At 67.3% G+C, this 21,633-nt stretch carries 17 protein-coding genes; 11 read left to right on the top strand and 6 right to left on the bottom strand.

Annotation, left to right across the window (positions count from 1 at the left end):
• Positions 1-283: 283 nt before the first annotated feature.
• The 5 genes from E3N86_RS05060 to E3N86_RS05040 form a co-directional block, all read right to left on the bottom strand.
• Positions 284-991 (bottom strand): ABC transporter ATP-binding protein, encoded by a 708-nt coding sequence (locus tag E3N86_RS05060; protein WP_104102551.1) that lies wholly within the window; start codon positions 989-991, stop codon positions 284-286.
• Positions 988-2,904 carry an ATP-binding cassette domain-containing protein gene (locus E3N86_RS05055; protein WP_134511485.1) on the bottom strand — a complete coding sequence of 639 codons (1,917 nt, stop codon included), beginning with the start codon at positions 2,902-2,904 and terminating at the stop codon, positions 988-990. The genes E3N86_RS05060 and E3N86_RS05055 overlap by 4 nt, the downstream gene beginning before the upstream one ends.
• A 4-nt stretch (positions 2,905-2,908) precedes the next feature.
• The gene (locus E3N86_RS05050; protein WP_166785018.1) at positions 2,909-3,781 is read right to left on the bottom strand and encodes a branched-chain amino acid ABC transporter permease; all 873 of its coding nucleotides are present in this window, start codon (positions 3,779-3,781) and stop codon (positions 2,909-2,911) included.
• Positions 3,782-3,783: 2 nt separating this feature from the next.
• The gene (locus E3N86_RS05045) at positions 3,784-4,968 is read right to left on the bottom strand and encodes an ABC transporter substrate-binding protein (protein WP_134372792.1); all 1,185 of its coding nucleotides are present in this window, start codon (positions 4,966-4,968) and stop codon (positions 3,784-3,786) included.
• Positions 4,969-5,143: 175 nt separating this feature from the next.
• A complete protein-coding gene (locus E3N86_RS05040; RefSeq protein WP_134511483.1) occupies positions 5,144-6,064 on the bottom strand; it encodes an EamA family transporter in 921 nt (306 codons plus the stop codon).
• A 70-nt stretch (positions 6,065-6,134) separates the two neighbouring features.
• Between E3N86_RS05040 and E3N86_RS05035 the strand changes: the two genes are divergently transcribed.
• The 10 genes from E3N86_RS05035 to E3N86_RS04990 all read left to right on the top strand — a co-directional run bounded on the left by E3N86_RS05035 (position 6,135) and on the right by E3N86_RS04990 (position 19,226).
• Positions 6,135-6,803: a copper resistance CopC family protein gene (locus tag E3N86_RS05035; RefSeq protein ID WP_166785017.1), complete on the top strand. Its 669-nt coding sequence runs from the start codon at positions 6,135-6,137 to the stop codon at positions 6,801-6,803.
• A gap of 39 nt (positions 6,804-6,842) precedes the next feature.
• On the top strand, positions 6,843-8,870 hold the full coding sequence (gene recQ, locus E3N86_RS05030; protein ID WP_166785016.1) for a DNA helicase RecQ: 2,028 nt from the start codon (positions 6,843-6,845) through the stop codon (positions 8,868-8,870).
• A gap of 57 nt (positions 8,871-8,927) precedes the next feature.
• On the top strand, positions 8,928-9,572 hold the full coding sequence (locus E3N86_RS05025; RefSeq protein WP_134372783.1) for a trans-aconitate 2-methyltransferase: 645 nt from the start codon (positions 8,928-8,930) through the stop codon (positions 9,570-9,572).
• A 267-nt stretch (positions 9,573-9,839) separates the two neighbouring features.
• The gene (locus tag E3N86_RS05020; RefSeq protein ID WP_134511481.1) at positions 9,840-11,996 is read left to right on the top strand and encodes an acyl-CoA dehydrogenase; all 2,157 of its coding nucleotides are present in this window, start codon (positions 9,840-9,842) and stop codon (positions 11,994-11,996) included.
• Positions 11,997-12,196: 200 nt separating this feature from the next.
• Entirely contained in the window at positions 12,197-13,123 is a 927-nt protein-coding gene (locus tag E3N86_RS05015; RefSeq protein WP_134511480.1) for an ATP-binding cassette domain-containing protein, read from the top strand.
• 2 nt (positions 13,124-13,125) lie between these two features.
• The gene (locus E3N86_RS05010; RefSeq protein ID WP_166785015.1) at positions 13,126-14,007 is read left to right on the top strand and encodes an ABC transporter permease subunit; all 882 of its coding nucleotides are present in this window, start codon (positions 13,126-13,128) and stop codon (positions 14,005-14,007) included.
• 10 nt (positions 14,008-14,017) lie between these two features.
• Positions 14,018-15,295 carry a sensor histidine kinase gene (locus E3N86_RS05005; protein WP_241985953.1) on the top strand — a complete coding sequence of 426 codons (1,278 nt, stop codon included), beginning with the start codon at positions 14,018-14,020 and terminating at the stop codon, positions 15,293-15,295.
• The gene (locus E3N86_RS05000) at positions 15,292-15,963 is read left to right on the top strand and encodes a response regulator transcription factor (protein ID WP_134511479.1); all 672 of its coding nucleotides are present in this window, start codon (positions 15,292-15,294) and stop codon (positions 15,961-15,963) included. The genes E3N86_RS05005 and E3N86_RS05000 overlap by 4 nt, the downstream gene beginning before the upstream one ends.
• Before the next feature lie 10 nt (positions 15,964-15,973).
• Entirely contained in the window at positions 15,974-16,930 is a 957-nt protein-coding gene (gene pip / locus E3N86_RS04995; RefSeq protein WP_134511478.1) for a prolyl aminopeptidase, read from the top strand.
• Positions 16,931-17,165: 235 nt separating this feature from the next.
• The gene (locus tag E3N86_RS04990; protein ID WP_134511477.1) at positions 17,166-19,226 is read left to right on the top strand and encodes an endo-1,3-alpha-glucanase family glycosylhydrolase; all 2,061 of its coding nucleotides are present in this window, start codon (positions 17,166-17,168) and stop codon (positions 19,224-19,226) included.
• Between the two features lie 87 nt (positions 19,227-19,313).
• Here the strand turns inward: E3N86_RS04990 and E3N86_RS04985 are convergent, their stop codons facing one another.
• Positions 19,314-20,801 carry a polysaccharide biosynthesis tyrosine autokinase gene (locus E3N86_RS04985; RefSeq protein WP_166785014.1) on the bottom strand — a complete coding sequence of 496 codons (1,488 nt, stop codon included), beginning with the start codon at positions 20,799-20,801 and terminating at the stop codon, positions 19,314-19,316.
• 421 nt (positions 20,802-21,222) lie between these two features.
• Between E3N86_RS04985 and E3N86_RS04980 the strand changes: the two genes are divergently transcribed.
• On the top strand, positions 21,223-21,585 hold the full coding sequence (locus E3N86_RS04980; RefSeq protein ID WP_104102512.1) for a hypothetical protein: 363 nt from the start codon (positions 21,223-21,225) through the stop codon (positions 21,583-21,585).
• Positions 21,586-21,633 lie beyond the last annotated feature (48 nt).

Here is a 21,633-nt window from a genome sequence, read left to right as displayed (position 1 = left end):
CGGCTTCAAATCACCCGACGCCCTCATCGCCCTCGCCATGCTCAGCCTCGGCGGCCACAAACCAGTGCTCCCCGGCCGGGTTTAACCCACAGAAGCAGCAGGAGAGCCAAAATCTCCGTCGAATTCGTTAGGGCCGGTCGCCGCGGTCGCCCGCAGCGACCACATCCGCAGCATTTGCCGACCAGGTCCGCGGCGCGGGTTCTACGCCGCTGCGCGGCTGGCACGCCACGCGCTTAGCGGCGCAACACCTGCGTGCCGCTCCTGGAGCGGGCAACGGATGCCGCTACGCGGCTGCGCCACCCAGGTAGGCGTTGTGCACCTCGGGGAGTTCCACGAGTTCGGCCGGGGTTCCCGTGAGTGCCACCCGTCCGCGGTGCATGACCACTGCCCGGTGCGCGATCTTGAACGAGGCGCGCACATTCTGTTCCACGAGGAGAACCGCGAGCTGCTTCTCGACGCAGAGCCGGGAGAGCACGTCCATGATCTCCGCGACCACCTTCGGCGCGAGGCCGATGGACGGCTCGTCCAGCATGATCGCCGTCGGGTTCGCCATCAGGCCGCGCCCGATGGCCACCATCTGCTGCTCGCCACCCGAGAGGGTTCCGGCGGCCTGACCCATCCGGGTGCGCAGCCGGGGGAACAGCTTGAGGATCGAGTCGACGTCGCCGTGGCCCTTCTTCGTCCAGGCACCCAGCATGAGGTTGTCACGCACCGAGAGGGTCGGGAAGCACAGCCGGTTCTCGGGCACATGGGTCAGGCCGAATCCGGCCATCTTCTCCGTGGGCTTCCCGGTGATCGTGCGACCCTCGAGGGTCACGCTGCCCCCGGTGGGCCGGATGAGGCCGCTGACGGCTCGCAGCAGGGTCGTCTTACCGGCCCCGTTCGAGCCCACCACAGCCACGATCTCCCCACGCGCCACCTCGAAGCTGACCTCGTGCAGCACCGCGAGCTTGCCATAGCCGGCGTCCAGTCCGGAAACGATCAGCGTCATGCGTGCTCCTCCAATTCGTTCAGTTCCGCTTCGGCCTCGTCGAGGTCCGTGCCCAGGTAGGCAACGACCACGGCGGGGTCATTGCGCACGGACTCCGGGTCGCCGTAGGCGATGAGCACACCGTCGTCGAGCACCGCGACATGGTCGGCGAGGGACATGACCTGCGCCACATCGTGCTCGACGAGCACGATCGTGAGCCCGGCGGTCCGCAGCCGCCGCAGCAGCTCGGCCATCACCTCGCGCTCAGCGCCGGATAGGCCGGCCATCGGCTCGTCGAGGAGGAGCAGGGCCGGCTCGGCGGCCAGAGCCCGGCAGACCTCCATGATTCGCTGCTTGCCGAACGACAGATCCGAGGCTGAGTCGTCCGCGGCATCCGAGAGTTTCATCGACTGCAGGATCTCGTAGGACGCGGCGCGGTGGGCGCTCTGCTCACCCGACTGCAGCCCCAGCATTCCGCGGAGGACGCCCGCGCTTCCCTTGCGGTACCTGCCCATGTACACGTTGCCGACGACATCCGTCGAGGTGAAGACCTGCAGGTTCTGGAACGTGCGGGTCAGCCCGTGCGCGGCGGCGACGTGCGGTTTGCGGCCGGAGATCACCTGGTCGAGGAACGTGACGGTGCCCTCGCTTGGGGTCAGTGCTCCGGAGATCATGTTGAAGCAGGTCGTCTTGCCGGCACCGTTGGGGCCGATCAGACCCAGGATGCTGCCGGCCGGCACGGTGAGGTTTACATCGTTGACGGCGACGACGCCGCCATATCGTTTGCTCAGTCCCTCGAGGACGAGGATCGGCTCACCGGCCGCGACCGGGGTGCTGACCGCCGGGAGCTGCGGGATCGTCGTGTCGTCCTCCGGGACGTGCGCATGCGCGTCGCCGGGTGGGCGCTTCCCGGCGAACGGCAACTTCTGCCACAGCGTGGTCGCCGCCTGGTGGAGGCCGCCGGGCAGGAGCAGGATCACCAGGATCAGGACGATACCGTAACCGAGCAACTGCACCTCTCCGGTGGCGCCGGGGAAGATGGCCGGGATGACGTCGCGCATGCCCTCGCCGAGGAATTGCACAAGGAAGGCGCCCGCGACGGCGCCCCAGACCGATCCCAGGCCCCCGATGACGACCATCAGCAGGATCGAGACCGACAGGTGGAATTCGGCGGTGGCGGGGCTCACGATCGCGACCTGGTAGGCGTAGAACACCCCGCCGAGGCCCGCGAAGCCGGCGGAGAGCACGAAGACTTTCAGCCGCAGCGCATAGGTGTTGACGCCGAGGCTCTCGGCGGCGAGTTCGGAGTCGTTGACGGCCGAGAGGGCGCGACCGGCGCGGCTGTGGGTGAGGTTGAGGGCCAGGATGAGCCCGATCACCGCGAACGGCGTCACGAACCAGAGGAAGAAGCCGCTGTTGTCGATCGGGATCCCGAGCACCGTGGGTCGCGAGATGCCGTAGATGCCCGTGGTTCGTCCGGTGACATCCCATTCGCGCACGCCGATCATCACGATGAAGCCGAGCCCCAGCGTCGCCAGCGCGAGGTAGTGGCCGCGCAGGCGCATCAGCGGAAGGCCTACGAGCAGGGCGACCAGCATCGCGGCGAGAACACCGACGGTGGCCGCGACCGGGCCGGGCAGATCGAGCTTGGTCAGCAGGATTGCGTGGGTGTACGCGCCGATCGCGAAAAACGCGGCCTGCCCGAGACTGACCTGCCCGGCCAGACCCATCAGCAGGTTGAGCCCGATGGCCGGCAGGGCGAAGATCATGGCGAACACGACGATGTTCATGACCGAGGAACTGGCCGTGAAAGGGACCACGATCATCAGCGCGACGAGCACGCCGCAGCCGATCAGCGTGCTCTTGTTGTTCGCCCAGAAACGCGTGCGGAGGGAGCGCGTCCCGGCGAGGGTAGGTGTGGTTGCATGTGTCATTTCGCTACACCCTGACCGCTGTGGGCTTGAGAACGAGGCCCTGGGGGCGAACGACGAGCACAAGGATGAGGATGAGGAAGGCGGCGCCGTCCCTCAGGCCGGACGAGACGTACCCGGCCACGTAGGCCTCGATCACGCCGAGCAGGAGAGCCCCGACGATCGCGGCACGAAAGGAGACGAAGCCGCCGAGGACGGCGGCGACGAAGCCCTTGAGGCCGAGCAGTACGCCGCCCGACCAGAGCGAGAGGTAGATCGGGGAAGCCACCACGCCGGCGACACCCCCGACGAAACCCGCAATCGCGAAGGCCAGCATTGACGCGGTGACCGGTGAGATCCCCACGATGCGCGCCGCAACGGGCTGCTCCGCACACGCCCGCAGGGCCTTGCCCCAGCGTGACTTCTCGTAGAAGAGCACAATTCCACCGCCGACCACGACGAGGGCGCCGATCATCCAGAATTCTTGAGAACGGATGCTCACCCCGCCGATCAGGATGTTGGTCCCCGGGAACAGGGGCACCCCCTTGGCCTCGGGCCCCCAGGCCAGCAGCATGATCGCCTGCAGCAGAGTCGAGACGCCGAGGGTCAGGATGATGGACGTGAGCGGGGTCAGCTTCTTCACCCGTGCGATGATCAGCCGTTCCATCGCAATGGCCACCAGGGTCACCGAGAGGATGGCGACCAGGATCGCGAGAAGGAGCGGCATCCCGGCCGCGGCGAGCCAGGCACTCCCCAGTCCGGCCAGCATCGCGAACTCGCCCTGGGCGATGTTGATGACGTGGCGAACCGTGTAGACGGCGATCAGGCCGACGGCGAGCAGGGCGTACACAGAGCCCTGTGAAAGCCCTGCCACCGTCAACTGCAGGAAATCAGTGAGCACGATCAGTCCTTGAGGAGGTTCCAGCGACCATCCTCGGCCTCAGCCAGGATGAGGGCGGTGGCGTCGAGGCCGGAGTGGTTCTTCGCGGTCATCTGGAAGACTCCGGAGATCCCAGTCCACTGGGCGCTCTCGAGTTCGTCGCGCAGGGCATCCGCGTCGGTGCCGGCGGCCTCGATCGCGTTGACGGCGATGTGCCAGGCGTCGAACGCGTGGCCCGCGAAACCGGACGGCTGCTCGCCGTAGGCCGCGTTGTAGTCCGCCTGGAACTGCTCGATGACCTCGCGCTGGGTGTTGTCGGCCGCCAGCTGGTCGGCGACGAGCAGGCGGCCCATCGGGGCGATGACGCCGTTGGCGGCGTCACCGGCGGCGTCGAAGAATGCCTGGTTCGAGATGCCGTGCGAGTGGTAGACCGGCTTGTTCACGCTGAGCTGCACATAGGCCTTCTGGGCCAGGCCGGCCGAGGGGTTGATGCCCCAGATGATGACGGCGTCGGAGTCCGAGCCGCGCACGTTGGTCATCTGCGGGGTGAAGTCGGTCGCGCTCGGCTCGAAGGCCTCCGTCATGACCAGGGTGATGCCGCGCTCGGCGCCGAGGTCTGTGATGTACTCCGCGACCCCTTCGCCGAAACCGCTCGCGTCGCGCACGAGGGCCAGCTTGGTATATCCCTTCGCCTCGGCGTCGTCGAGGATGCGCTCGAGCACGACCACGTCGTTCTGTGCGGTCTTGAAGACCCACTTCGAGCCCTCGACGATGGCCACGTTGGCCGCGACGGAGATCATCGGGATCTTCGCGGCTTCCGCGATGGGGCGCATGGCCAGGCTGGGCCCGGTGCGTGAGGCACCGATGATGATGTCGACCTTGTCGCTCTCGATCAGCTTGCTCGTGGCCTTGGCCGCGCCGTCCTCGGTCGACTGATTGTCGATGATGGTGAGCTCGACGTCGCGGCCGTCGATGCCGCCGTCGTCGTTGAGCTGCTTGGCCAGCATTGTGAGCGTGTTCTGCTCCGGCACGCCGAGGCTGGCGCCGACGCCGGTGACGTCGAGAACCGCGCCGATCTTGATCGGGCCGGCCTCCGCTGCAGGGTCGTCCTTGGCCGTTCCCCCCAGGTTCGAGGTGCTGCATCCGGCCAGCGCAAGGGCTGTGATAACGGCAATCGGCGCGATGAAACGCAGACGAGACTTCTTCATTGGAATCTCCTTCAGAGGAACAGATAATTAGTGACCGACCAGTCGTTCACTAATTCAGGTGTGGGCCTGACAGTACCGTGGCATCGCCGCGCGCGGCAAGGGTCCCGAGGCAGTCGTTCGTAACGAGTGGGTGACGGTGTCGGCGGTGAAAGGATGCCAGTCGGCGCCGGGTCCGTTAGGCCAGCGCGAGCATCCCAGCCGCGCCGAGGGCCAGCGCGAGGCCCAACCACTGCACCGGCGCGATCCGTTCCCGGAGCACCACGGCGGCGAGCAGGATCGTGCCGGCCGGGTACATTGCCGTGAGTACGCTCATCACGCTGAGGTCCCCGGCGCGCATGCCGAGCAGCAGCAACACATTGGCCACGACGTCGATCACGCCGCAGGCCACGGCCAGCCGCAGCCCGATGGTGAGCGTCGAGCGGGGCTGCGGCGCGGCATCCGTCACCGGTCTGAACGAGCCCGTCATCGGCGCGGTCGTCACCAGTGAACGTCGCCGCCGCAACGCGAGCAGGGCGAGCAGCCCGACCACGGAGAACATGATCGCCGCATTCACCGCGCGGTTCATCACCAGCGGTACGAGCCCGCTGTCCGCCGGGGTCAGGTCGATCATCACCATGAAGGCGCCGATCATCGTGCCGGAGCCGAGGGCCATCAGCACGCCGAGCAGGCTCGGCCGCACGGCGCCGCGCTCGGGCACGAAACCCACGAGCACCACCGCCACGAGCGCCAGGCCGAGCGCCCAGTAGCCGATCGGGGCGAGGCGGTCGCCGCCGGCCAGCCCCACCGTCATCGGCACGACCGCCGACACCACGGCCGTGAGCGGCGAGAGGATGCTCATCGGCCCGATCGCGAGGCAGGCGTAGAGCAGCGAGATCGCGATTGCGCCGCTGACTCCGGACAATCCGCCCCACAGCACGGCCGACGGCGACCAGACCCCCACCACAAACGGTAGGGCGAGCAGCAGGGCCACGAGCCCGGATGCCGCGGCGACGGCCGTCACGAGCAGGGAACTCATGCGCTTGGCGGCGAGCCCGCCAAGGAAGTCGGCACTCCCGAAGATGAGTGCGCCGGTGAGGCCGAGGACCGCGATAAGCATAGAAAACGAGCTTAGCGAGTGGCCGGTATCCTAAAACCCACAACTGTGTGAGGCGGGGAGACAGGTCGCTGTGAAACGAGGGAACAGGGCGCGGCAGTGGGCAGCGCTCGCGCTGGGCGCCGCCGTGGTGGTCGCGCCGCCGTGGTGGTCCGCCGCCCCGGCGTCGGCCCACGACTCCGTGGGCGGGTCCTCCCCGGCAGCGGGGGCCGTCGTGACTGAACAGCCTTCGCTGTTCACCGTGACGACGAACGACGCCCTGCTTGACCTCGGCGGCGGGGGAGCGGGCAGCGGGATGCTCATCAGCGGGCCCGCGCGTGTGGCCACGCCTCTCTACTACGGTGACGGCTGTATCAGCCTGCTCGGCCCGACCGTCGAGACCAAGGCCCAGCTGGGCCAGCCGGGCGAGTACACGGTGACCTGGCAGGTGGTCTCGACCGACGGGCATCCGGTGTCCGACGACTTCACCTTCACCTGGCAACCGGCCGCCGACCAGGAATTGGCTGAAGGGTCCCCGGCCAAACCGGTCTGCGCCGAGACCGCGGACGCCGCCGCGGATGCTGCTTCCCCGGATTCCACCGACACAAGCGCCGTCGCCCTCGCCGAAGCCCCCCTCGTCGCCGTCTGGATCGCCGCCGCCCTCGGTGCCGTCCTCCTCGCCGTGGCTGGAACCCTCCTCGCCATCCGCCGACGCGCGCCTCGCCCACCGAATCAGCCCGAGCAGCCCGACCAGCCCGCGTAGCCGACTCGCACCATCGGAGGGCGCAGGTAGAGTTGCCGGGTGAGTTGGAACGCCGAAATACCGTGGAATCCTGACGAGTTCGAACCACCCGACGAATTCGACGCCCCGCCACCGCCCGACGGCTATGCCGGCGGAGCCAGGGAGTGGGAACCGGCCCCGGACCTGGCGGGCCCGGCAGGCCGCGCCGGTGCCGGCGCATCCGCCCTGCGCGTACCCGCAACCCCGCCCCACCGCGCCACCGCGAAGTTCGCGACGGCCGGCGAGGCCCTGCGCACTGTCTTCGGCTACGACTCCTTCCGCGGCGAGCAGGCCGCCATCATCGACCAGGTCATCAACGGCAACGACGCCGTCGTGCTGATGCCCACCGGTGGGGGTAAGAGCCTGTGCTATCAGATCCCCTCGCTCGTGCGGGAGGGCACCGGCATCGTCATCTCGCCGCTGATCGCCCTCATGCAAGACCAGGTCGACGCGCTCACCGCCGTGGGCGTGCGCGCCGCGTTCCTCAACTCCAGCCAGGACTCCGCCGCTCGGGGCGCGGTCGAGCGCGACTACCTCGCCGGCAACCTCGACCTGCTCTACGTCGCCCCCGAGCGACTCTCCTCCGAGGCCACCAAGCGTTTCCTCGACCGCGGCACCATCGCCCTCTTCGCCATCGACGAGGCCCACTGCGTGTCGCAGTGGGGGCACGACTTCCGGCCCGACTACCTGGCCCTGTCCGACCTGGCCGACCGCTGGCCCGATGTTCCCCGCATCGCTCTCACCGCCACGGCCACCGACGCCACCCATAAAGAGATCACCACCCGGCTACAGATGGGCGATGCCCGGCACTTCGTCGCCAGCTTCGACCGGCCCAACATCCAATACCGCATCGTCGGCAAGGCCGAGCCGCGCAAGCAGCTCCTGGCCTTCATCAAGGCCGAGCACCCCTCGGATGCCGGCATCGTCTATGCCCTCAGTCGCAAGACCGTCGAGGCGACCGCCGAATTTCTGCGCCAGAACGGGCTCAACGCGCTGCCCTACCACGCGGGCCTCGACCAGGGGTTGCGCGCCCGCACCCAGTCCCGGTTCCTCCGTGAGGAGGGCGTCATCATCGTCGCCACGATCGCGTTCGGCATGGGCATCGACAAACCGGATGTGCGTTTCGTCGCCCACATCGACCTGCCCAAGTCCGTCGAGGGCTACTACCAGGAGACCGGCCGCGCGGGCCGCGACGGCCTGCCCTCCACCGGCTGGCTCACCTATGGCCTGCAAGACGTCGTGCAGCAGCGCCGCATGATCGACGAGTCGCCCGGCGACCTCGGCCACCGGCGCAAGCTCTCCGCCCACCTCGACGCCATGCTCGCGCTCTGCGAGACCGTCAGCTGCCGCCGGGTCAACCTGCTGCGCTACTTCGGCCAGTCCAGCGAGCCGTGCGGCAACTGCGACACCTGCCTCGAACCCCCCGTCGGCTGGGACGGCACCGTCCCTGCCCAGAAACTGCTCTCCACCGTGGTGCGCCTGCTGCGCGAGCGCAATCAGCGCTTCGGCGCCGGGCAGCTCATCGACATCCTGCGCGGCAAGGTGACCCCGCGCACCACTCAGCACAGCCACGACCAGCTGGCCACCTGGGGCATCGGTGCCGACCTCAGCGACCAGCAGTGGCGCGGCGTCGTGCGGCAGCTCCTCGCCCAGGGTTTCCTGGCCACCTCCGGCGAATACGGCACCCTGGTGCTGACGGATGCCGCCGCAGAGGTCCTCGCTGGCCGCCGCACAGTGGAGCTCCGCACCGAGCCCGAACGGGTCGCCCGCCCCGCGGCCGGGGCCCGCAAGAGCGCCGCGAAGGCGGCCGCGGCCGATCTCAGCCCCGAGCAGGAGACCCTGTTCGCGGCGCTGCGGGTCTGGCGCTCCGCCCAGTCCAAAGAGCAGGGCGTGCCGGCCTACATCATCTTCGGCGACGCAACCCTGCTGGCGATCGCCGCGACGAAGCCGGCCACCCTGGCCGACCTCGACGGCATCTCCGGCGTCGGTGCCAAGAAGCTCGACGCCTACGGCGCCGCCCTCCTCGAGGTCGTGTCCGCCGGAACCTGACGCCTCCCGTCCCGGACCCAACCCGCGGCATCCCGCAGGACCGGGTAGAACTGAGTCATGGACTGGACCGAGTACTTCAACGCTCAGGCCGCTCGCCCACCGCGTGCGGTGCTGCTCCGTGCCCTCGACCTCCGTGCCCTCGACCTCTGCGCCGACGCGCCACCCGCCCCACCCGGCACTGCGATCGACTTGGGCTGCGGTGCGGGCACCGAGACCCGGCACCTGCTCGCCGCCGGCTGGACTGTACACGCGTTCGACGCCGACCCGGGCTCTGAGGCCAGGGTCTGGACGGGCCTTCGCGCCGCGGAGCAGTCCCGCCTGGTCTTTCACCGGTCCCGCTTCGAGGATCTCCCCGAGTTGCCCGCCGCAGACCTCGTCTATGCGGGGTTTTCCCTGCCCTTCTGCGACCCCGCAGTGTTCCCCGACCTGTGGGCGGGCATCCGCGCGGCGCTGAAGCCCGGCGCCTGGTTCGCCGGAGAATTCTTCGGCCCCCACGATGAATGGGCCGGCCGCGCAGACATGAACTTCCATGATCGCGGCCAGGTCGAGGCGCTCCTGGCCGGTCTGCACGTCGTCGGCCTCGTCGAAGACGACCGCCCCGGTCAGTCCGCATTCGGCCCTCGCCACTGGCACCTCTTCCACGTCACCGCCCGCACCCCGACGACCTGTGCCCCAACGAATTCGACGGAGATTTTGAGCTAAAGCCACGTTTTGGGCTTGTTTTAGGGCTTCTAGGGCAAAATCTCCGTCGAATTCGTTAGGAGCGGCCGGGCCGTCGCTCCGGCAGAGGTGGTGCCCCGTTTGTGGGTAACGGTGCCGTCAGACCCTTTACCGCTGTGGAAACCTACAAGACGAATGCCGGGCGGAGCATCCTTCGTTGTAGGCCCGTCACGCACTATTTCCCCGCTTCGTGAGAGCCGCCTAACGTGTAAGAAAATTTCGAGTTCGCGCGAAGACGAAGGACCAATGATGGTTGACACTGCTCAGCGCTCCAACAGCACTACCCCCGCCAAGACGGACAAGAAGACGGACGCGACCCTGGCCACGACCGTCGCCGTCACGCCCCCCGTGGCGCCCGGCGTCGACACCGGCCCGGTCATGATCGCCGGCCAGGCCGGTGCCCCCACGGTCAACATCGAGTCGCTGCACCGGCAGCTGCTCGGCACCTGGGCCGACGTGCGCCTGCGGGCGCGCGAGCTCACGGCCAAGCCCGAACTGCAGCGCATCGAGGGTCAATCCATGGCCGAGCACCGCGAACGCGTGCTGGGCCAGCTCCTGATCCTGGCCGAGAACGGGCACGTGCACCGCGCGTTCCCGACGCACCTGGGCGGCGCCGACGACCACGGCGGAAACATCGCCGGGTTCGAGGAACTCGTCACCGCCGACCCCAGCCTGCAGATCAAGGCGGGCGTGCAGTGGGGTCTGTTCGGCGCGGCCGTGCTGCACCTAGGCACCAAGAAGCACCACGACGCCTACCTGCCGGGCATCATGACCATGCAGGTCCCGGGCGTCTTCGCGATGACCGAGACCGGACACGGCTCGGATGTCGCGGCCATCGGCACGACTTCGACCTACGACCCTGCGACGCAGGAATTCGTTATCGACACCCCGTTCCGCGCGGCGTGGAAGGACTACCTCGGAAACGCCGCGAAAGACGGCATCGCCGCCGTTCTCTTCGCCCAGCTGATCACGGCGGGCGTCAACCATGGGGTGCACGCATTCTGGGTGCCGATCCGCGACGAGTCCGGGGATTTCCTCCCCGGCATCGGTGGCGAGGACGACGGCCTCAAGGGCGGCCTCAACGGCATCGACAACGGGCGGCTCCACTTCGACGGGGTGCGCATTCCCCGCGAAAACCTGCTCAACCGCTACGGCGACGTCGCCGAGGACGGGACCTACACCAGCCCGATCTCCAGCCCCGGCCGCCGCTTTTTCACCATGCTCGGCACCCTCGTGCAGGGCCGCGTCTCGCTCGACGGCGCCGCCACCCAGGCTTCGGCGATGGCCCTCACGATCGCCATCACCTACGGCAGCCAGCGCCGCCAGTTCAACGCCGGTAGCGACACCGACGAGGAGGTCATCCTCGACTACCAGCGCCACCAGCGCCGTCTGCTGCCGCGCCTGGCCACGACCTACGCGCACACGTTCGCCCACGACGAGTTCCTGGTCAAGTTCGATCAGGTCTTCAGCGGCCAGGCCGACACGGATGCCGACCGGCAAGACCTCGAAACCCTCGCCGCCGCCCTCAAGCCGCTCTCGACCTGGCACGCTCTCGACACCCTGCAGGAGGCCCGCGAAGCCTGCGGCGGCGCCGGATTCCTGGCCGAGAACCGGCTGGTCGGCCTGCGCGCCGACCTGGACGTCTTCGCCACCTTCGAGGGCGACAACAACGTGCTCCTGCAGCTCGTCGCGAAGCGTCTGCTCACCGACTACAGCCGCAAGTTCGCCTCAGCCGGCCCGGGCGTGCTCGCCCGCTACGTCGTGCAGCAAGCTGCCGGCCGCGCCTACCACGGTACCGGGCTCCGCACCCTGGGCCAGGCGGTCTCCGACTTCGGCTCCACCGCTCGCTCCGTGGGCCACCTCCGCGACACCACGGTGCAGCGGGAGCTGCTCACCGACCGGGTCGAAACCATGATCGCCGAGATCGCGGGCAAGCTCCGCTCGGCCGGCAAGCTGGCACCGAAGGATGCCGCGGCCCTCTTCAACGCCAACCAGGACCAGCTGATCGAGGCGGCCCGTTCGCACGGCGAGCTGCTGCAGTGGGAGGCGTTCACCCGGGCGGTCGAGACCGCTGAAGACGCCGGCACGAAGCAGGTCCTGACCTGGCTGCGCGACCTGTTCGGCCTCGGACTGGTGGAGAAGCACCTGGCCTGGTACCTGATCCACGGGCGCCTGTCGGCCAAGCGGGCACAGTCGGTCACGGCCTACATCGACCGCATCATCGCCCGGCTCCGCCCCCACTCCGTCGACCTGGTCGACGCCTTCGGTTACAGCCAGGACCACCTCCGGTCGGCAATCGCCAGCGGTGCCGAGCAGGAGCGCCAGAACGAGGCCAGGGACTACTACCAAACCCAGCGTGCCAACGGCACCGCTCCCCGCGCCGAGAAGACTCCCGCCAAGAGGTAGCCCCGATCCGGTGGAGAGTGCCCGTTCCGCCGGCCGCTCTCTACCGGAACGGGCACCCTCGTGTCGTACCCAGGTACGAGGCCGGCGGGCGCACAAGCGTCCGCTGGGCCGATGCGTGCAGCATCCGTCCCCCGTAGCGTCGATGACGGGCCGATTTCACACGGTGAGACCGGCCCCACCGATGTACAACGAGGAGACGGATGATTCAGGCACAGTCCCTGACCAAACGGCACGGCGGCAAGACCGCGGTCGACGCGATCGACTTCACCGTGCAGCCCGGCAAGGTGACCGGCCTGCTGGGTCCGAACGGCGCCGGCAAGAGCACCATCATGCGCATGATCGTCGGACTGGACCGGCCGACCGCCGGATCGGTCACGGTCAACGGCAAGCATTACAGCGAGCACCGGGCGCCGCTGTGCGAGGTGGGCGTGCTGCTCGACGCGAGGGCCGTGCACACCGGCCGCTCGGCCCGCAACCACCTGCTGGCCCTGGCGGCCACCCACGGCATCCCGGCCGCCCGGGTCGACGAGGTGATCGAGCTCACCGGGATTGGAGCCGTCGCCCGCACGCGCGTCGGCGGCTTCTCCCTCGGCATGGGCCAGCGCCTCGGCATCGCGGCGGCGCTGCTCGGCGACCCTGCGGTGCTGATTCTCGACGAGCCCGTCAACGGGCTCGACCCCGAGGGCGTGCAGTGGGTGCGCCAGCTGATGCGGTACCTCGCCGCGGAGGGCCGAACCGTGCTGCTGTCCTCGCACATGATGAGCGAAATGGCTCTCACGGCCGACCACCTGATCATGCTGGGCCGGGGAAAGATGATCGTGAATGCCCCGGTCTCCGAGATTATCGGCATGGCCAGCACGCACCGGGTGCGCGTGCGCACCCCTCAGTCCGCCCAGCTTGCGGCCCTGCTCGCCCAGCCCGACGTCACCGTCACCACCGGAGAGCCGGACCTGCTCGAGGTAGCCGGTATTTCGGCCGGTGACATCGGCGAACAGGCCGCCGCCGCGGGCATCGTGCTGCACGAGCTGACCGGCGTGAGCGCGTCACTGGAAGAGGCTTACCTGGCCCTGACCCAAGACGAGGTGGAGTACCGCGCCAGCGGCTCCGCGCAACTGCAGGAGGCATGACGATGACCGAGACAACCGCGACCAAGACGCCCGCGCCCGCTGCTTCCTCCTCCCCGGCCGCGGACGGCACCGTGCCCGGCGCCGCATCCGCTGTGCACGGCCTGAGCGCGGCGGGCCTGCTGCGGTCGGAGTGGATCAAGCTGCGCAGCGTGCGCTCGACGGCCTGGTCGTACGCCCTGCTCGTACTGGTTTCGCTCGCCCTCGCGGCGGTCATGTCCTCGACGCTCGACCTGCAGGGTGCGGACGCCTCGATGATCCCCGCGGCCGACCAGGCGACTTTCATCGCCCAGACCGCGACATTCGGGGTGTTCTTCGGCCAACTCATCGTGGCCGTCCTCGGCGCACTGACCATCAGCGGCGAATACTCCACCGGCATGATTCGGTCCACGTTGACAGCGGTGCCGCGCCGGCTGCCCGCCCTTGCGGCGAAGGCCGCCGTGCTGTTCGTCACGACCTTCGTGGTTGGGCTGGCCGCCAACCTCGGTTCCTATCTGGTGGCGTCGCTGGTGCTTTCCCGGCAGGGCTTGGGCGTCAGCTTCGCGGATCCAGCCGTGTTCCTGCCGGTACTCGGCGGTGCGCTCTACCTGGCCCTGATCGCGGTCTTCGCCCTCGGCATCGGCACCATCGTGCGCAGCGGGGCCGGCGGCATCGCGGTCGTGCTCGGCATCGTGCTGTTGCTCCCGATGGTGTTCCAGGTGATCGCTGCCCCGTGGGCCGCCGCGGTGCTGCCGTATCTGGTGTCGAACGCGGGCATCAACATGTTCGGGTTGATGTCGTTCAGCCCGGTGCCGATCGAATGGTGGGTCAACCTGCTGGTGCTGCTCGGCTGGCTCGCGGTCAGCTTGGTCGGTGCCGCTGTGGTGTTGAAGCGGAGGGACGCGTAAAGTCCTCTGAATGACCGAATCACTCCTCGCCCTCGGTCGGCCGCTTGTGCCGACCGAGGGCGAACTGCGTCTGCCGACACCGCCGGGGGTGGCCGGGCGGTTCTGGGCGCGGCATCCGTGGCTCAGCGATGCGCTGGTCGCGAGCGCCTATTTCGTGCCGATGGCCGTCGTTTTCCTGATCGACCTGACACGGCAGGCCGGGCCCGGCCTGCCGCCGCAGGCCATCATCACCGCCGCGGTGGTGATGGTCATCACGGCCGCACTGCTGGTCCGGCGGCATGCCCCGCTTCTCGTGCTCGGGGTGACCTGCGCAGGACTGGTCGTCGCGTTCCCCGGCCAGGGCGACACCCTGCCCGTGCTGATCGCGCTCTACACTGCCGCGGTCTACCGTGGCGTGCGAAGCGCCTGGTTCGGCCTCGCCGTGGCGATCGGCATCGGCGCCCTAGGTGCTTTTCTGGGCGCGAGCAGCTACGCATCCTGGCTTGCGGTCGCCTCCCAATCCGCGGTCCTCATGCTCGCGGCCACCCTGATCGGTGTCACGGTCGGCGATCGCAAGCGTTATGTGGCCGCGCTGGTCGAACTGGCCGCACAGCTGGCCCGAGAGCGCGACCAGCAGGCCCAGCTCGCCCGCATCACCGAACGCGGGCGCATCGCCCGGGAAATGCACGACATCATCGCGCACAGCCTCTCGGTCATGGTCGCGCTCGCCGACGGCGCCGACGCGCTGCTCGTCAAAGACCCGGAACGTTCGCGCGCTGCGCTGCGCGAGGTGGCCCGGACCGGCCGCGGCTCGATGTCCGAGATGCGCCGGCTGCTCGGCGTGCTGAGTGAGGGTCCTCAGGAGCAGGGCGACCCCGAGGGGACGGATATCCCCCTCCGGCCCCAACCCGGCGCCGACCAGCTCGTCGACCTGGTCGAATCGTTCCACGCCGCCGGACTGCCCGCCCGGCTGGAACTCACCGGGCGCATTCCCGGGAGCCAGGGTCTGCAGTTGACGGTCTACCGGATCGTGCAGGAATCGCTGACCAACGCGCTGCGGTATTCGGCGCATCCGACCGCGGTGACCGTGCGACTGATCCGGGTACCGGGGCGGCTCGAGGTGGTCATCGCCGACGACGGCCGGAACGCGTCGGCCACATTGCCGTCGTCGGCTGCCGGGCGGGGCATCATCGGGCTGCGCGAGCGCGTCGCGCTCTACGACGGCACCCTCGTGGCCGGGTGCCGTCCCGGCGGCGGCTGGCAGGTGCGCGCGACGATGACGGTCGACGAGACGGGGGAACGGGCATGACGCCGATCCGGATTTTGCTCGTCGACGACCAGGCGCTGCTGCGCACGGGCTTCCGGATGGTGCTCGAGGCCGAGGACGATTTCACCGTGGTGGCCGAGGCCGGCGACGGCGCCGAGGCGATCGCACTCGCCACCGACCTGCATCCCGACGTCATCCTGATGGATGTGCGGATGCCCGGAATCGACGGCATCGACGCCACACGGCGGATCACCGCCGCGTGCCCCGACAGCCGGATCATCATTCTCACCACTTTCGACCTCGACGAGTACGCGTTCGGTGGCCTCCGCGCGGGCGCGCGCGGGTTCCTGCTGAAAGACGCCCAGCCCCCTGAACTCACCGCGGCAATCCGGGCCGTGGCCTCGGGCGACGCCTCCGTTTCGGCGCGGGTGACCCGGCGCATGCTGGACCTGTTCGGAGCGAAGCTTCCGGGAGCAGATCGGGAGGCCGACGGTACCGAAGCGGATGCCGACGCCGGCCGACTCGGCCTGCTCACCGAGCGGGAGCGAGAGGTCTTCTTCGCGGTCGCGGAGGGTCTGTCGAACCCGGAGCTCGCCGAACGTTTCTTCCTGTCCGAGTCCACCGTCAAGAGCCACGTCGGACGCATCCTGGCCAAGCTTGAGCTGCGTGACCGAGTGCAGGTCGTCATTCTGGCCCACCGGCTCGAATAGGCTCGGGGGTATGCGCACCTTCTACCCCGAGATCGAACCCTACGAAACCGGACTCCTCGAGGTCGGTGACGGGCAGACCATCTACTGGGAGGCATCCGGCAACCCCGACGGCAAGCCGGCCGTCTACCTGCACGGAGGGCCGGGCGGCGGATCGAGCCCGAAGCAACGCCGCGTCTTCGACCCGAAGAAGTACCGCATCATCCTTTTCGACCAGCGTGGCTGCGGTCAGAGCACGCCGCACGCGAGCGCGGCGGACGCCGACCTCACCACCAACACCACCTGGCACCTCGTGTCCGACCTCGAGAAACTGCGCGAGCACCTCGGGATCGAGCGTTGGCTGGTCTGCGGCGGGTCCTGGGGCAGCACCCTCAGCCTCGCGTACGCCGAGACACACCCGGACCGGGTCACCGAACTCGTGTTGCGGGGCATTTTCACGCTGCGCCCGATGGAACTCGACTGGTTCTACGAGGGCGGCGCGTCGGCGATCTACCCGGACCTCTGGGAGAGCTTCATCGCCCCGGTTCCGGTGGAGGAGCGCGGCCACCTGATCGAGGCCTATAAGCGCCTGCTGCACGACCCCGACCAGTACGTGCGCGAGCGGGCCGGCGTGGCCTGGTCCACCTGGGAGTCCTCGACCATCACGCTGCTGCAGCAACCCGACACGATCGCGCGTTTCACCGAGCCGGCGTTCGCGGTGGCCTTCGCCCGGATCGAGAACCATTACTTCACCAACTCGGGCTGGTTCGAGCCGAACCAGCTGATCCGCGACGCGGACCGGCTGAAAGACATTCCCGGCGTCATCGTGCAGGGCCGCTATGACATGTGCACCCCCGCGTTCACCGCCTGGGAGCTGCACCAGAACTGGCCGGAGGCCGATTTCAGGCTGATCCCGGATGCCGGTCACTCCTTCGACGAGCCGGGCAACCTGGACGCGATCATCGAGGCGACGGACCGCTTCGCGGCCTGAGGCCGGCCGGGAGAATCCCGGCGACAGCAGGCCCAGACCGGTCGGACGGCGGTCCTGAATATGTGCTCGCTCCCGTCGAAATAATCCCTGCCGGTGGTCTGTCCAGGCCCTTGACACTCTCGTCTTATTTGGTAATCGCACTACCCTTCGATAGCATTCGAATATTGCTCAGGTGGCCCCTCTTCGGGGGTCACATTCCTCGCGCTCTCGATCGCGCACAATCTTGAGATGTTGTATGTCTGCTCTTTATGCTGCCCAAAAATCCCCGATCAAATTCCTGAACCGGCACCCCAATGGCAAGCCACGTCTCGCCAAGCTATGGCAACTCACGGCCGTCCTTGCGGCGACAGTGCTGGCCCTATCGGCTTTCGTTCCGTTGCCCGCGTCGGCGGTGACCTCTCCCCAGGCTGTCGCCGCTGCCCCGATCGCAGTGAAAGCGGGGGAGGCCACCTGGACCACTATCCGCGAACCCAGCACACCCCAGAACGCCACGCCGTACGTCAGCGCCACGTCGCTGGCTGACAAGACCTTCCTCAAATTCGACACGGCACAGTACACGGGCATGAGCGTCGTGTCGGCGACATTGGACTTGAAAGTCGCCAGCACCACCTCTACCGCACCTGGCGTGCAGGTCTATCCGGTCTCCTCGGACTGGAGCGCGTCGTCTCTGACTGAGTCGAACCGCCCGGCCCACATCGACACGGAACTGAGTGGGGCATCGGTTCGGGCTCTGACCGGACAGACAATTTCTGTGCCGCTCTCGGGTCTGAACGGTACAGCGTTGTCCGGGTCGACTGCGTTCGAGGTGCGCTTCGCCCAGAAGTTTGTGAGCACCTCGTTCGTAGGCAAAGGGGAGGCGCGCCCCACGCTGAAGCTCGTCCTCGCGGCAACCGGCTCGGCGACCGGCGCGGCGACCGGCTCGGCCACCGGCTCGGCGACCGGATCCGACAACCTGTCATTCGCGGTTCCCGGGTCGAACACCACCGGCAAAAAGGTCTTTGCACACTACTTTCCGCCGTACCCCATCTCCATCGAGAACAAGGCACCCGCATCGGATTACTATGCGATCAACTACCTCACCTCGCAGGGCGAGGGAGGCATCCACGCCAACTACGGCGGATTGCTGCGCGACCGCCCTGAGGCTCGCGCTCCGCGTTCGGGGGATTGGAAACTCACTGATATGAAAGAGGAAGTCACCGACGCGGCAGATGCCGGTATCGATGGCTTCACCGTCGACATCATGAGTCTGTCCGGCCTCAACTGGGAGCGAACACTCGATTTGGTGCAGGGCGCGGAGCAGTCCGGCAGAAACTTCACCATTGTCCCGAACCTAGATATGACGGCCAGCGCCGGAAAGGCCAGCATCGCGACAATCGCGGCGAAACTTGCCGAATTATACAAGTCCCCGGCCACCTATCGTCTGAGTACAGGCGAATTCGTTCTCTCCTCCTTCGCCGCCGAGCGTCAGAACGCGGTCTGGTGGGGGCAGTTGAAGTCGACGTTGGCTTCGCAGTATGGAATCAAGACGGCGTTCATCGCCGTATTCCTTCATGCCAGTGACGAGAACCTGAAGAGTTTTGCACCGATCAGTTATGCGTTGAGCAACTGGGGAACCCGGACGCCGGTGACCATCGAGAACGGTCCCGACTACGCGGCGAAGGCACGAGCACTCGGCGTGAAGTGGATGTCTCCCGTTGCCGTCCAGGACGTCCGGCCCCGAAGCTACCTCTATGACGAAGCCGGCAATACGGAAACCCTGAAGGCGTCCTGGAAACGGGCGCTGTCGAACGGTTCTGAATTGGTGCAACTGGTCACGTGGAACGACTACTCCGAGGGGACGTCGTTTGCTCCTTCGGCAGCGCACGGCGAGGCCTTCCTGGATATCAACGCGTACTACCTGAGCCAGTTCAAGAAGGGCTCGGCGCCGGCTATCGTCAACGACTCGATCTACTTGACGCACCGGATTCAGCCCTATGCAGCGACGCCGACCACGCCGCAGCAGCTCATGTCGCCCACGTTGAGCGGAACAGCCATGAAGCCTCGGGATACCGTCGGAGTGCTCACATTCCTCACGGCACCGGCGACGGTCACGGTCTCAATCGGAGGAAAAAAGACATCGTTCGAGGCGCCGGCAGGAGAATCAAGCAGGACGTTCCCGCTGGCGCTGGGCACGGTCGGTGCGAGTGCAGACCGGAACGGGGCGCAGATCGCCGCGGTCACCTCTCCGTACACAGTCGTTGCGCGCCCTGTCGTGCAGGATCTGCAGTATTACGCCGCAAGCAGCAGGACCCAGTAACCAGGATCATCGGAACATAGCCGGGTGCTGCCGAACTGCCTGCGGGTCGGCAGCACCCTTTTGTGTCGAGTAGATCGTGTGACATCGCTACCGTTTGCGGAGTGCGACTTCTTCCTCGTGGCTGCGGACGGGTTGTTCCTGACGTGACGGCTCCTGCTCCGCCGCCGTGTGCGGCATGTAATACCTGCCTCGATTTCGACCGAGAAGCCGAGCGGGTGCCAGGTTCAGGATCGCGCCGAGCAGCGGAGTCCCTGCCGTTTTGAGGCTCTCGACGGCTTTCCGGAGTTCCCGCGTTTCGACCTTTCCCGACCCGACGACGAGAACTGCCCCGCCGAAATACCTTCCGAGGATAGCTGCGTCAGTCACGGGCAGGAGAGGCGGGCAGTCGATGACGACGACGTTGAACCGGTCGCGCAGCGAGGCGAAAACCTGTTGGGCGTGTGTGGAGGAAAGCAGTTCGCTCGGGTTCGGGGGAACCTGCCCTGACAACAGGATCTGGAGGCCGTCCGGCCCCCAGGATTGGAGGACATCATCCACGTCGGCGTCGTGGGCCAGAATAGTCGAAAGACCGACCGATCCCTCGAGGTCGAAATAGTCGGCCAGGGACGGTCTCCGCAGGTCCGCTTCGACCAGACACACCAGGCTGCCGGAGGCCGCGAGTGTGATGGCGAGGTTCGCCGCCGTGACGGATTTTCCTTCGCCGGGAATGGACGAGGTGACGACGAACACCTTGTGGCGCTCATTCGCCTGGAGGAAATGCAGGTTCGTTCTGACCTGCTTGAATTCCTCGGCCCGAATGGGGCTGAAGCCTCGTTGCGGGACCAGCGGGTTGTTGACACTCCCGCGGTCGTACACAATCGTCCCGAGAAGTGTCAGACCGAACTGCCTGAGCTGTTCCGCGGTTCTCACTTTTGCGCTCGTCAGCTCCCGCAGGAGAATGAAGCCGAGCCCGGCAACGAAGCCGCCCAGCAATCCGGATGCCAGTGCGATCGACGGGCTGGGGGCGGAAGGCGCGGTGGGTGTCGTCGCACTCTGCACGGACTCGAGGCGTAGTGGTGTAGTGCCGTCGCTCCTTTTCGGGACCAGACGGATCACCGTATTGACCAGACTCGTCGCCACCGCGTCGGCAGTGGCGGCGGCGCGGTCCGGCGAGGTATCCGTGACAGCGATCGAAATGAGAGACGTGTTCAGTGGCACCGAGGCAGATACCCGATCACCAAGTTCACCGACAGTGGTTTTCAATCCAAGCGCGGTTATCACAGGGTCCAAGACGATCTGGCGGGTCGCCATGATGCTGTAATTGCGGGCCTGCTGTTGTGAATAATTGCTGCCCTGCGCGAGGTCACTGGTGCTATCGCTACCGATTGCCGAAACGAATAACTCCGCTTCCGCGGAGTACTCAGGCTCGGTGGTCAGCACGTAGACCGAAGCGGCGATGACGCCAAGAATGGTGAATGTGACGAGCGCAACCCATCGAGATCGCAAGAGGTTCCAGAATCCACGTTGATCCACGCGTTCGCCCTTCACCGTGTCGAGCGGCACCGGATTGACCAGCCAATACTGAGACTCTATCAAGAACCTCATTATCACAGCGACCCACGTAGGGGGGGCATATGCGTGCCACTATGAGCACATGATAGCCCGACGTCTCATGCGGCCTCGGTGGTGGAAATTTCTCGTCGTCGCCGTGCTTTTCGTGGGTGCCATCGGGCTTGCACTCCTCGCGCTGCAACCGGTCGGCACGGAAGACGCAGGAGCGCCGAAAGACCCATACCCCACCATCACCGCCGTTCCACGTGCTCCTACGGCCGTGTTCCTCGGTGGGGCATCAACCTCGGGAGCCGGAGTCAGCGGCCAGGCCACCCGTTGGTCGACTGGGCTCGCTGCAGACAAGGGCTGGCAAGAGGTCAATCTCGCGACAAAAGAAGGTGACATCGCGTTTGGAGTCACACCCGGAACCTGTGGGCCCTCGCCGTGTCCGAGCTACCAGGACTTGGTGGCCAAGACCGTCGGCCTGAATCCCTCCGTCGTCGTGGTGGCGGCGGAGCGGGCCGGCACGAATGTGGATCTGCCTGAAGCAGTGGCAACCATCAATGCCGCACTTGCCGCCCTGCGCGTCGGAGTGCCCGATGCTACTCTGGTCGTAGTCGGCCCGGCGGCGCTCAACGGTATGGACGATAGTCGGGCAGCCGAATTGGACAGTGAGGTTCGCGCCGCCGCGGCGCGCGTCGGCGCCACGTACGTTAGTCTGCTCGAACCGAATGTTCTCGATCCATCGATGGTCGCAAGTGACGGTGTCAGTGTGAACGAAGCAGGTCATGCCGCAATTGCAGTTCGTGTGAAAACTGCGCTTTCGTGACGGAACCTGGACCCGGCGCAACCGTCGGGACGTCGGGGTCGGCAACGA

It is taken from the genome of Cryobacterium sp. Hz7 (assembly GCF_004402815.1).
Lineage (GTDB): Bacteria > Actinomycetota > Actinomycetes > Actinomycetales > Microbacteriaceae > Cryobacterium > Cryobacterium sandaracinum.
This window is presented reverse-complemented; position numbering and strand designations above follow the sequence as displayed.